The 12202-nt window shown below is 68.2% G+C and carries 10 protein-coding genes; 5 read left to right on the top strand and 5 right to left on the bottom strand.

Annotated features, from left to right (window positions below):
• Positions 1 to 8: 8 nt before the first annotated feature.
• Entirely contained in the window at positions 9 to 1544 is a 1536-nt protein-coding gene (locus DWQ67_RS12145) for a sodium:solute symporter (protein ID WP_121485878.1), read from the bottom strand.
• Positions 1545 to 1706: 162 nt separating this feature from the next.
• Here DWQ67_RS12145 and DWQ67_RS12150 point away from each other — a divergent pair, with 162 nt between their 5' ends.
• The 3 genes from DWQ67_RS12150 to DWQ67_RS12160 all read left to right on the top strand — a co-directional run bounded on the left by DWQ67_RS12150 (position 1707) and on the right by DWQ67_RS12160 (position 5110).
• Positions 1707 to 2282 carry a helix-turn-helix domain-containing protein gene (locus DWQ67_RS12150; RefSeq protein ID WP_121485879.1) on the top strand — a complete coding sequence of 192 codons (576 nt, stop codon included), beginning with the start codon at positions 1707 to 1709 and terminating at the stop codon, positions 2280 to 2282.
• Between the two features lie 115 nt (positions 2283 to 2397).
• On the top strand, positions 2398 to 3417 hold the full coding sequence (gene speB / locus DWQ67_RS12155; protein WP_121485880.1) for an agmatinase: 1020 nt from the start codon (positions 2398 to 2400) through the stop codon (positions 3415 to 3417).
• 1 nt (position 3418) lies between these two features.
• Positions 3419 to 5110 carry a thiamine pyrophosphate-binding protein gene (locus DWQ67_RS12160; protein ID WP_121485881.1) on the top strand — a complete coding sequence of 564 codons (1692 nt, stop codon included), beginning with the start codon at positions 3419 to 3421 and terminating at the stop codon, positions 5108 to 5110.
• A 5-nt stretch (positions 5111 to 5115) separates the two neighbouring features.
• On the opposite strand, the gene DWQ67_RS12165 is transcribed toward DWQ67_RS12160, so the two are convergent.
• Both DWQ67_RS12165 and DWQ67_RS12170 read right to left on the bottom strand, forming a co-directional pair.
• A complete protein-coding gene (locus tag DWQ67_RS12165) occupies positions 5116 to 5784 on the bottom strand; it encodes a CE1759 family FMN reductase (protein ID WP_121485882.1) in 669 nt (222 codons plus the stop codon).
• Positions 5781 to 6968, bottom strand: coding sequence for a CE1758 family FMN-dependent luciferase-like monooxygenase (locus tag DWQ67_RS12170; RefSeq protein WP_121485883.1), 1188 nt, complete (start codon positions 6966 to 6968; stop codon positions 5781 to 5783). The genes DWQ67_RS12165 and DWQ67_RS12170 overlap by 4 nt, the downstream gene beginning before the upstream one ends.
• Before the next feature lie 252 nt (positions 6969 to 7220).
• Between DWQ67_RS12170 and DWQ67_RS12175 the strand changes: the two genes are divergently transcribed.
• Positions 7221 to 7829, top strand: a complete 609-nt coding sequence (locus DWQ67_RS12175) for a hypothetical protein (RefSeq protein WP_121485884.1) — start codon at positions 7221 to 7223, stop codon at positions 7827 to 7829.
• A 13-nt stretch (positions 7830 to 7842) separates the two neighbouring features.
• Here DWQ67_RS12175 and pyrE read toward each other — a convergent pair whose 3' ends face one another.
• Positions 7843 to 8403 (bottom strand): orotate phosphoribosyltransferase, encoded by a 561-nt coding sequence (pyrE, locus tag DWQ67_RS12180; protein ID WP_121485885.1) that lies wholly within the window; start codon positions 8401 to 8403, stop codon positions 7843 to 7845.
• Positions 8404 to 8490: 87 nt separating this feature from the next.
• Here pyrE and DWQ67_RS12185 point away from each other — a divergent pair, with 87 nt between their 5' ends.
• Positions 8491 to 9954 (top strand): hypothetical protein, encoded by a 1464-nt coding sequence (locus DWQ67_RS12185; RefSeq protein WP_121485886.1) that lies wholly within the window; start codon positions 8491 to 8493, stop codon positions 9952 to 9954.
• Between the two features lie 11 nt (positions 9955 to 9965).
• Here the strand turns inward: DWQ67_RS12185 and DWQ67_RS12190 are convergent, their stop codons facing one another.
• The gene (locus DWQ67_RS12190) at positions 9966 to 11960 is read right to left on the bottom strand and encodes an HNH endonuclease signature motif containing protein (protein ID WP_121485887.1); all 1995 of its coding nucleotides are present in this window, start codon (positions 11958 to 11960) and stop codon (positions 9966 to 9968) included.
• Between the last annotated feature and the right edge of the window lie 242 nt (positions 11961 to 12202).

A 12202-nucleotide genomic window follows, 5' to 3' on the forward strand; every position in this document is an offset into this window, starting at 1 on the left:
GCCTGCCCTTAGGCGTCTACGCCTTCCTTGGTGCTGCGACCGGAACGGCGCTCGTCCCACTCGGCCAGCACCGTGGCGTCGGTCGGCTTGCCCACGAGGGAGACCACCACGTAGACCAGCGCGGAGGCGATCAGGCCCACGTAGATGGGCTCGTTGGAGAGCACGCCGGCGACGAAGTCTTCCTTGATCACGGCCATGACTCCCATGGTGGCCAAGGTGGCCAGAGTGCCGACCGCCATGGACCAGGTGGCCCCTTCTCCGGTGCCGCGGCGCCACAGCAGGCCGCCGAGGATCGCGACCAGAAGGCCGCCCACCAGGATGTCGTAGGAGATGGTCAGCGCTGCGACCACGTCCTCCACCGCGATGGCGAGGACCACCACGAACAGGCCGAGCCCAAGCACCCAGTAACGGTTGCCCTTCACGTCCTCGCCCGGATCCTTGCCCTCGTCGGTGCCGGTTCCGTCGGAGATCACGGTGCGCCCAAACAGGCGGGCCACCATCGGCACCACGTCGGTGCGGGCCACCGTCGCCGCGGCGATCAGTGCGCCGGAGGCGGTGGACATCATGGCCGCGACGGCGGCCGCCAAGACCAGGCCACCCAGGCCAACGGGGAGCAGGTGAGCCGCGACCTCTGCGTAGACGGCGTCCTTGCCGCCCTCTTCAATGTTGATGTTCGGCAGCGCAACGCGGGCGCCAAGGCCAATCAGGGCACCGGCAATTCCGTAGAGGATGCAGTAGATGCCGGCGGTGGTGCCGCCCCACTTGGCCACCTGCGGGGTGCGGGCGGTGAACACGCGCTGCCAGATGTCCTGGCCGATCAGCAGGCCAAGGGTGTAAACCACGAAGTACGTGATGATCGTGTCAACGCCGATGCCGCCCCACTGGAAGAACTCGGCGTCCAGACGCTCCTGGATCTGACCCCAGCCGCCGGCCGCACCGAGCGTGAAGGGCAGCATGAGCGCAAACACGCCGATGGTCTTGATGATGAACTGCACCTGGTCCGCCAGGGTGATGGACCACATGCCGCCGATCGTGGAGTACACGATGACAACCAGTCCGCCGACCAGAATGGCCGCCCAGCGCTCCCAGTTGAAGAGCACCACAAAGATGGTGGCGTAGGCGCCGGTGGACGTGGCGCACAGCATCAGCGTGTACGCGAGCATCACCACGGATGAGGCCTGCGTGGACTTCTTGCCGTAGCGCAGGGTCAGCATCTGCGAGACGGTGAAGATGCGCAGGCGCTGGATCACCCCGGCGAAGCAGAGGCTCAGCAGGAGCACTCCCACGCCGATGGCGATGACGAGCCAGGCCCCGGAGACGCCGAACTTGTAGCCAAGCCCCACGCCACCCACGGTGGATGCTCCGCCGAGCACCACTGCAGCCATGGTTCCTGTGTAGAGGAACGGGCCAAGGCGCCGGCCCGCCACCAGGAAGTCGGAGCTGGATTTGGTCTTGCTCTTGCCCCACCAACCGAAGGCCAACATGGCCAACAGGTAGAGGGCAACGATTGATGCGTTGATCAGTGTTGCTGTGTTCTGGTCCATGAGGTCCTCGACAGGTAGTTGATGACGAAACAAGAGTTGCATGGTTGGCAACTTGAGATGTTCTCAAAGGTAGACTGTGACCGCGCCCACAGTCAAGGCCCATGCCCGGCGGGGCGTCAGGTGGTGGCACAATCCTCCGAGAGAGAAAGGACCCCCTCGGTCATGAAGGCACTTCCAGTTGAGCCCTCCAATCAGCCCCTGGCGATCGGGTCTCGCATCCGCACCGCTCGGCAGTCCCAGCGCATGACCATTGAGCAGGTCGCGGACGCCACCGGACTCACCAAGGGCTTCCTCTCCCGCGTGGAGCGGGACCTCACCTCTCCCTCCGTGGCCTCCCTCGTCACGCTCTGCCAGGTGCTCTCCCTGCCGGTGGGTGACCTTTTCCTCTCCCCCAACACACAACTGACCCGCTTGGAGGACGCCCCCCGCATCTCCTTGGGCGGCGAGGGGCTCACCGAACGGCTCATCACCCCCCGCTCGGAGACGCGGGTCCAGGTGATCCACGCGGTGATAGACCCGCGCGGCAGCGGAGAGTCGGAGCAGTACACGGTGGACTGCGACCTAGACGTGATGCACGTGAGCAACGGGCATCTGCGTGTGTTTATTGGTCCGGAGACCTTTGACCTTGGCCCGGGAGATACGCTCACCTTCCCCGGCCGGGAGCCGCACACGTGGGTCAACCCCACCAATGAGCCGGCACTGGTCTATTGGGTGCTCGTGCCCGCAGCATCGCGCTAGACACACTCCCACACACCAAAAGATTCCCATGAGTAAACAATGGCTGTATCCTGAATCACATCCGGTCCCGCGCCGGGTCCGGCCCCGCCGGTGAGTCGCATCAGGAGAAGACGTCATGGAAGAGATTCGCGTCCAGAAAAACGGCAACATCGGCCCCGTGGATTCGTCCCGCATCCCGCGGTACTCCGGTGCGGCCACGTTTGCGCTGCTGCCGCGTCTTGACCAGGTGGAACGCGCCGACGTGAAGGTGGTGGGCATTCCCTTTGATGCAGGCGTCTCCTACCGCCCCGGCGCCCGCTTTGGCTCCACCGCCGTCCGCGAGGCCTCGCGCCTGCTGCGCCCCTACCACCCGGCCCTTGACCTCTCCCCCTTTGAGGTGGCCCAGGTCGCGGACGCCGGTGACATGGCCGTGAACCCGTTCAACATCGAGGAAGCCATCGAGACCATCCAGGCTGAGGCGCTGGAGCTCACCGAGGACGGCGCCTCGCTGGTCACGATCGGCGGCGACCACACCATCGCCCTTCCGCTGCTCCGCGCCGCCGCCCAGCGCGCAGGCAAGCCCGTGGCACTGCTGCACTTTGATGCCCACCTTGACACCTGGGACACCTACTTTGGCGCCGCCTACACGCACGGCACCCCGTTCCGCCGCGCCGCGGAGGAGGGTGTCATCGACACAGACGCCGTGAGCCACGTGGGCACGCGCGGCCCGCTGTACGGCAAGAAGGACCTGGAGGACGACGCCCGCTTTGGCTTTGGCATCTACACCTCCGCGGACGTGTTCCGCATGGGCGTGGACAAGGTGGTGGCCGGTCTGCGCGAGCGCGTGGGCGACCGCCCGCTGTACGTCTCCATCGACATCGACGTGCTTGACCCGGCGCACGCCCCCGGCACCGGCACCCCGGAGGCCGGCGGCATGACCAGCCGCGAGCTGCTGGAGATCCTGCGCGGCCTGCGCGGGCTGAACCTGGTGGGCGCTGACGTGGTGGAGGTTTCCCCGGCCTACGACCACGCGGAGATCACCGCCGTGGCCGCCAGCCACGTGGCCTACGACCTGGTCTCGCTGCTGGCGGACCAGGTGGCCCGCCGCGCTGACGGCGCCGCGAGCGGCACCGAGACCGCCGCGGAGGCCAACTAACATGGCCACGCGCAACGGCGGCGATCTGGTCGTAGAGACGCTCACAGCTTTGGGCGTCACCACGGTCTTTGGCATCCCGGGCCAGCACGCGCTTGGCCTCTTTGACGCACTGAGCCGCAGCGATCTGCACTTTGTGTCCTCCCGCGTGGAGAACAACGCGGCCTTCGCCGCGGACGGCTACGCGCGCGCCACCGGCCGCCCCGGCGTGCTGTTGCTCTCCACCGGCCCGGGCGCGCTGACCTCGCTCGCCGGGCTGCAGGAGGCGCTCGCGACGGGCGTCCCCATGGTGGTCATCTCCTCGCAGATCCCCCGCGCCGGACTGGGCGAACGCCACCGCGGCATGCTGCACCAGCTGGATGATCAGAAGTCCTCCGTGGCCAACGTGACGGTGTCCCGCCGCCTGGTCCAGCACGCGTCCGCCATTCCCTCCGCGGTCGCGGCCGCCTGGGAGGACGCCACCTCCGCGCCCATGGGCCCGGCCTGGATCGAGGTCCCCCAGGACATCCTGTTGGGCTCCGCGGAGCACGTCCCGCCGGTCGCGGCCGGCTTCCCGGTGCGCCCCCGCACTCCCGAGCCGCGCGGTGAGTTGCTCGACGCCGCCGCGAGGCTTCTGCGCCAGGCCAAGCGTCCCGCGGTGATCGCCGGAGGCGGCGTGCGCCGCGCAGGCGCGGAGGCGGAGCTGCTGGCGCTCGCTGAGCTGGCCGGGGCCCCCGTGGTCTGTGCGCCAGGCGGCAAGGGCGCCTTCCCCTGGGAGCACCCGCTCTCCCTGCAGTCATGGGTGGAGGACGTGGCCGTCAGCGAGCTGTTGGAGGAGGCGGACGTGCTCTTGGCCGTCGGCACCTCGCTGGGCGAGGTCACCTCCAACTACTTCACGCTCAGCCCGCGCGGCAGCGTCATCCACGTGGACGCGGAGACGCGTGTGCTGGAGGCAAATCACCTGGCCCTCGGCATCCATGCCGATGCCAAGCTGGCCCTCGCGGGACTGGCGCAGCGCCTGGAGAAGTCTCCCCGCGGCGTCGAGCCCAACTGGGACGGTTTTACCGCCCAGGAACTCACCGCCGGGACCCTCAAGACCGTGGCTCAGCGCCTTGACTCGCAGGGGCTGGAGCACGAGCGCGCGTTCATGGACGCTGTGCGCGCCGGCACGCCGGATGGCGCCCAGACCTTCTGGGACATGACCATTGCCGCATATTGGGGCTGGAGCTGCTGGGACGCACGGTCCGGGCAGTTCCACTCCGCGCAGGGCGCGGGCGGCCTGGGCTACGGCTTCCCTGCCGCGCTGGGCGCCGCCGCCGGGCTCGCGGAGGACCCCGACGCCGGGGCGTCCGCCCGCGTGCTTGCCGTGGCCGGAGACGGCTCCTCGATGTACTCCATCGCGGAGCTGGCGACAGCTGTGCAGCACCAGCTCAACGTCACATGGCTGGTGGTGGATGACGGCGGCTACGGGATCTTGCGCGAGTACATGCAGGACGCCTTTGGCAAGGCCACCGCCACCGAATTGGCCCGCCCCGATTTTGTGGCGCTGGCCCAGTCCTTTGGTGTCCAGGCCAAGCAGGTGGAACCCGGAGACGTGGAGGCGGCGCTGCGCCAGAGCTTCCAGACACAGGGCCCGCGCCTGATCGTGGTGCAAACCCTGCTGCGCATGTTCGCGCCCACCCACCTGGAGCGGGAGTCCACCCTGCCCACCGAGTGATGGGCTCAGAGGCTGCCGGCGTGCCCCTTGAGCAGAGAGGCGAAGTCCGGCGTGGCGCCGAGCTGATTGCCTGAGACGCGGCGCGTGAGGTCCGCATCGGACTGCACAAAGCCGCCCACAGCGCTGCCCGCCTGCATCACCTGGGTCACCAGTTCGCTGGCCGCCTGGCGCACCCGGCCCGCGAGCCCTGCCCCGTCCGCGCCCCCACCGAAGTCCTCGGTGGCGGCAAAGACGCCGGTGGGGACCACCAGGGCGTGCAGGTAGGTGAACAGCGGACGCATGGCGAAGTCCAGCACCAAGGAGTGGCGGGCGGTGCCTGCGGTGGCGCCCACGATGGTGGGGACATTGCGCAGCGTGTCCGGGTCAAGGACGTCAAAGAACATCTTGAACAGCCCGGAGTAGCTGGCGGTGAACGTGGGGCTCACCGCCACCAGCGCGTCCGCGTTGGCCAGGACATCCCGAGCGGCGGCCACCGCCGGGGTGGGCAGGCCGCCGGTCACCATGGTCGTGGCCAGCTCCTGCGCCAGCTCGCGCAGTTCAATGAACTCCACCTCAGCTGCCTCCCCACGCGCGCTGACCTGAGCGGAGACCGCGTTGGCGATCTGCTCCGCGAGCATGCGCGAGGTGGAGGGCTGGGAGAGCCCCGCGGAGACCACCGCCACCCGGACGCTCACTTGGAGCCACCCACCGCGGCGGTCCCGGCCTGGGTTGAGCCCTGGGCCGCCTCCTTGGCCTGCGCCTCGCGGGCCACCGGAGAGGAGATCACCTGGCGGTAATCCGCATCCGCGGGGAGGGCCGCAAGCTCCGCGTGGGAGGGGACGTTGGAGCGCACACCGGCGGGGCGGCGGGCCTCAAACTCCTTGCGCAGCACGGGCACCACCTCGCGGCCCAGGATCTCTATCTGCTCCATCACCACGTCCTCTGGCAGGCCAGCGTGATCCAGCAGGAACAGCTGGCGCTGGTAGTCACCCACCGCATCGGCCATGCCGAGGTAGCGCTCAATGACCTGTTCCGGTGTGCCGACGGTCAGCGGCGTCATCTGCGTGAAGTCCTCCATGGACGGGCCGTGACCGTACACCGGGGCGTTGTCGAAGTAGGGGCGGAAGGCATCCTTGGCCTTCTTCTCCGTCTCTCCCATGAAGACCTGCCCGCCCAGGCCAACAATCGCGTTCTCAGCGGCGCCGTGGCCGTACATCTCGTAGCGCTCGCGGTAGAGCTTGACCATCTGCGCGGTGTGCTCAATGTTCCAGAAGATGTTGTTGTGGAAGAAGCCGTCGCCGTAGAAGGCGGCCTGCTCGGCGATCTCTGGCGAGCGGATGGAGCCGTGCCACACAAACGGTGCGGTGTTATCCAGGGGGCGCGGGGCCAGCGTGAAGCCGTGCAGCGGCGAGCGGAACTGACCCTCCCAATCCACCACGTCCTCCCGCCAGATCTTGCGCAGCAGGTGGTAGTTCTCGATCGCCAGCGGGATGCCCTGGCGGATGTCCTTGCCGAACCAGGGGTACACCGGCCCCGTGTTGCCGCGGCCCATCATGAGGTCCACGCGGCCGTCGGAGACGTGCTGCAGCATGGCGAAGTCCTCCGCGATCAGCACCGGGTCATTGGTGGTGATCAGCGTGGTGGCGGTCGTCAGCTTGATGCGCTCGGTCTTGGCGGCAATCCACGCCAGGTTGGTGGTGGGGCTAGAGACCACAAACGGCGGGTTGTGGTGCTCGCCCTGCGCAAACACGTCCAGGCCCACCTCTTCCGCCTTGAGGGCGTACTTGCGGATGGACTGCAGGCGCTCGCGCTCATTCTGCGAGGGGCCGCCGGTCGGGTTGGGGGTCAGGTCGCCTACGGTGAAGATGCCGAACTCCATGTCGGTGCTCCTTCTTCCTTGCCCCTCTCGGGGCTGTGCTGAGAGCGTCCCTGACGCCCAAGTAACTGATACGTCAACTATAACGCAGAGTCCGCCAGAAATCTTCCCTGCCCCCCGACCCGGCTCATCCGCGCGGACGACGCGCCCCGGCCTCGCCGGCACTAGAATTCGGGGCAAGGCACTCCTCCGCGATCCGCGGTTGGCGCCCACGGTCATCACCAGTGAGCGCCCCGGCGCGGTAGAGGAGTCAGCGTGAATCAGGAAGAGTGGCTCGCCGAACGGCGCCGCCTGGGCCTGCCCGCGGACCCCGCCAAGGATTTTCCCCCCACCTTCCGCGAGGATCCGGGAGCCACGGGGCGCCGCCATGGATCCGCCGCGGCGCCGGGCGCCAACCGCTCCCCCGATCAGGCCGTGACCGCCCTCCAGGCCGAGCAGCGCCGCCTGGCCGAGGCCGCGCGCAGGGCGGCGCAGATTCAACCCGGCCCACCGCCGTCGAACACGTCACAGCCGCGCCCTGCCCAACCACACCCGGCCCAGCCACACCCTGCCCAGCCGCGCCCTGCGCCTCAGAATGTGCCGCATCAATACTCGCCGCCGATGCGTCCCATCCCGTCCGGCACCTACCCGCAGGGCACGGGCAACGCCACGCCGCGCGTGCGCGGCGCGGGCTGGTGTGTGGTGGTCTTCTTCGGGTTCATCGTGCTCTTCATCGTGAGCATCGCACTGGTCATCGCGGGCTCAAATCCGGAGCCGGACGAGTCCAGCGTCGAGGTCACGACGAGCTACTCCGTGGATTCCTCTACCGAGTCATACACGGAGGAATACATCGAGGAATACGGCTACTCGACCACGGAAAACTAGCCGGCTCCGAACGTCAGTCCAGGCCCAGCTCGTCCTTGCCAAAGACGGCCAGGTACGGGACGCCGGCCTCTTCCTCGATGCGCTCCTTGGCTCCGGTAGAACGGTCAACGATGACGGCGACGGCGCGGATCTGGCCGCCGGCGTTGCGCACGGCCTCCACTGCGGTCAGCGCGGAGCCGCCGGTGGTTGAGGTGTCCTCCACGACCAGGGTGGCGCGGCCATCCACTCCGGGGCCCTCCACCTGACGGCCCATGCCGTAGGACTTCTGGGCCTTGCGCACCACGTAGGCATCCACGGAGCGGCCCGCCTCGCGAGCGGCGTGCATGATGGCGGTGCCGACCGGATCGGCGCCCATCGTCAGGCCACCGGCGGTCTCAAAGTCGATCCCGGCGTCGTCCAGCATCTTGAGCATGACGCGGCCCACCAACGCGGAGGCCTCGTGGTGCAAGGTGATGCGGCGAAGATCGACGTAGTAGTCGGCCTCCTTGCCGGAGGACAGCGTCACCCGGCCGCGCACCACGGCGAGGTCTTTGACGAGTTGAAGGAGACGAGCGCGATCTTCGGCGTGGGTCATACGTGCAGTCTATCGGGGGCGGCCCACTCAGCCCGCCTTGGTAACCTGACGGAGTCCCACGACGCGCCACTACCAAGGGGGTGGACCGTGCCCGGTCCGCAGAACGACGACGACAGCACGCCCCACCGCCCCGACGCGGCCGAGGGCCCCGAGCTGCCTCCTGTAGCGCCGCCCGTCCCGCCGCCCTCGAGCGCGGCGGAAGAGCCGGCAGAGGCCGACGACGCGACCAGCATCCAGGAGCCGACGGCGTTGCCGTGGGGCGCGCTGATGTCCTCGCGTTCAGACGCGGCACCTTCCGACCCGGAGCCGCTCACCGCGACGGACACCCCGGTGGATCCGGAGCCGGCCACGCAGCTGGTGTCCACGTCCACGTCCCCGGCCGCCGCGTCGGCGCTGAGCCCCGTCCCGGCGCGCACGCCCGGCACGGCCTTTGCGGTGACCGAGGAGGATCAGGCCTCGACTCACGCCACCCGGAAGCGGATCGCGATCATCGCCGGCGCCGTGGTGGTCGCCCTCGCGATCGGTCTGTTCGTCTTCTTCCAGTGGCTGCAGCCCAAGGCGGCGCCGCGCGCGGCAGAAGACCCCGCGTCGTCGGGCGCTGAGGCCGGCACCGGCGGCACCCCAGCGGACGCCGTGACCAAGCTGGGCACCGCCCTCAAGGCGGGCGACGCAAAAACGGCGCTGGCGCTCCTGGATTTCACGTCTGTCACCGCGACCGGCGGCACGGGCCACCCGCTGCTGGAGCAAAGCATCTACAAGGCCGCCAAGGACCGCCCGACGGCGTTGGAGATAGACCCGGATTCGCTGGCTGTTCCCAGCGCGCAGGCCAAAACTGCCATGGTGACGGCCACCGCGACGCAGGCCGGAAAGTCGGTCCCGCTCACGCTGAACCTGACCCGCGAGGCCCCCAGCGATCCGTGGAAGATCAGTCTTGCGTCGCTGCCGTCCATTGAGCTGTCGGATGCCGGTGGCAGCACCCTCAAGGTGAACGGGGAGGACGTAAAGTTGCCCGGCGCGCCGGATGATTACACGACCCAGCGGCTCTTTGTGCTGCCGGGCGAGTACAGCCTGGAGCGCAAGGACGACAAGTACACCGAGTACCCCAAGGCCAAGACCGTGGCTGCGGATGTCGCGGCGCTGTCCTCTGAGAGCACGGGAGACAAGCGCCGGGTCGGCAGTCTTTCCTTTAAGGGCAAGCACAACAAGGCCTTCAAGAAGGACGCCACCAAGGTCGTGAACGCGTGGCTGGATAAGTGCGTGGCGTCCACTGACATGGCGCCGGCCAAGTGCCCGTTCTCCGCTCCCACTACGTACCAGGGCGCTGCGGTCACCGCGGCGTCGTGGGAACTGACCATCCCGCCCAAGCTGAGTTTCTCTGACGACGGCACCGGCGAGACTACGGTGGACGGCACCGGCGGAACCGCCAAGGTCGCCGGAACCGCGAAGATCGACGGCGAGGACACCGCCGTGCGCGGCACAGTCTCCAGCTTTGGTTTCAAGGGTGACCTGGTGGTGAAGGACAACAAGCTGAAGTTCACGTACCGCGGCTAATCTGCGCATCGTCATCGGCGGGTTTCGCGTTGTAGTTGGCGTTCGCGTTGGCGTTGCCGAGTGGTCCAGGAGCTGACGACGGTCCACGGGCGCCTGGCCGCCCCTCCGGGAGCCGCGCCCGCGGCGGGCGCGCCCGTGTTGGCCGGTCGTACTGCGGCTGGCTCGGTGGTGGATTCCACGACGAGGCGCCCCAGGTGCACCTCGTGGTGGTGGAAGTTGCACAGCAGCACGGCGTGGTCCACGTCGGTGGGTCCGCCCTCATTCCACGGGATCACGTGGTGGGCCTCGCACCACCCAGGAGGCGCACCGCACCCTGGTGCCTTGCAGTGCCGGTCACGGACCATCAACGCCCTGCGCTGGTGAACACTGAAGTGACGCCTGGCCCGGCCTAGTTTCAGTGGTAGCCCTGCTTCGTCGGTGAGCATGAACTGCACATCGGCGCTACAGAGCATGCTCATCACCTGAGACACCGGCACAGCAGCGTCCGACCGCGCCACCCTCGCAAACCGTTCATCCACCAGCGCTTGAGGATCATTCCCGGCCATCGGGCCCTGGGCACGACGAGGTGCGAGTGGTGGTGGTGGTTGGAGAGTCACGGCTGCTGGTGCTGGTGGTGGCGGTGATTCTGGTGGCGCCGCCCCGAAGGGGGCGCGCATTCCTGCAAAGGGATGGCGCGGTTCCGGCGGTGGTTCTGGCGACCTGCCCCACCCTTGGCCCGCCGAACGCAGATCCGCGAACACATCCACGCCGACGGTCGGGCCATCAGTCCCAGCCCGTTGGCCGGCACCGCGGTCGGTGGTCGCCACTGGCGCAGCTGTCAGGACCCGGCGGGGACTCGCGACGGGCTGCTGGGCTGGAGCGCTGTTGAGGAAGGCGTGAAGGGCCGGCAGGGTCGCAGTCACCAGCAACGTCGGCGCGGCGCCGTGATTGGTGGGAGCGTTCCCCGAGCTGGCATGGGACGCGAACAGGGAGGCCAGGGCGTCGAAGGCCCTCTGATCCATAGTGCGAGAGTCCTCCCCCGCCTCCACGTCCCCCGCATCGCTCGACACTGGGTCAGAGCTTGAATCGGGGTCAGTTGTGAGGTCAGGTGCGGGGTCTTTTCGCCGGGGCGAGGTGTAGGCATCCAGCACGGCGCGGATCGCGGCACCTTCCAGCTCGGGGGCGAACCCCGTCATCCTCCACCCGCCACCGCGGGCCATGCTGAGCTTGAACGAACGAGCCTTCACCTGCTTCTCGTAATCCGGCTCCACCCCATCCGGATCAATCGCATTAGCCCACGCCCTAGCAACCTGGGACAGGGCCGCGCTCTCCAGCCGTCGACCACCCCAAGCATCCACGGCGAACTCCACATCGGCCTCACACCCAAAGCCTGGTTCGCCCTCCCCCGGGAGTACCCGACCACCACTGGCCTGAGCCACCAGGGCAGCCTCGGCAAACCCCAACATCCCCGCGACCACGTCGGGATTCTCAGAAGTCTCGGGCACCTCCTGCGGCAGTTCCCGGTGGATGGTCAAAGCCTGCTCAGCGGACACCTCCCCGGCTTCCAGCCCCCGAGCAATCCCGGGCCGCAACGGCGCCAACACCCCGGCGGAGAAACCATTGCGCGGGGTGATGGCTCCGGCCACACAGATCCACCCCTGAGCCGTTGGGGCAGGGACCCCAAAGAGCTGCATCAACAACGCCTTAGAGCCGCGCGCACCCACCCGGTGCGCCAACGAGTCCGGCCCTGCCCTGCCCGCACCACCGTTCAACCCCTCAGACCTAGCCACCACAGCAGCCGCGGCACGCACCCGCAAAGCATCCATCACCACCGAAAGCTGAGCCAGCTGGCCCAGCACCGCCACCACCTCAGCATCACTGGCCTCTTCAACCCACCGCAGCGAGTCAGGCAACACCGTGCCCCGCAGCACCCCAACCACACCCGCCAGGGCCCCGGCGGCCGCCCCCGACCCCGGCTCTGGCCTCGACTCCGGCTCCGGCTCCGACCCTTCATGACTCTGATCCACGACCGCTCACCTCCCCAGGCGACTGGTGTTCCCCCTTGAACACCTCAAGCGTCTCGTGACCCCCTGACACTTTGCTCCGCTTTTGAACCGGTTTCGCCCAGATCCACCAAAGAATATTTCAAACCCATAGAAACAGGGTTTATCCACAGGCCCCGTCCCTCACAGGCCACCAACCCACACCCGCGCACCTGGGCGCGCCAACGACGTCGACCCCCAGGGAGAGAGCCGGCAGCGAGGCACAA

Origin of the sequence: Galactobacter caseinivorans (genome assembly GCF_003640665.1) — a bacterium.
GTDB lineage: Bacteria > Actinomycetota > Actinomycetes > Actinomycetales > Micrococcaceae > Galactobacter > Galactobacter caseinivorans.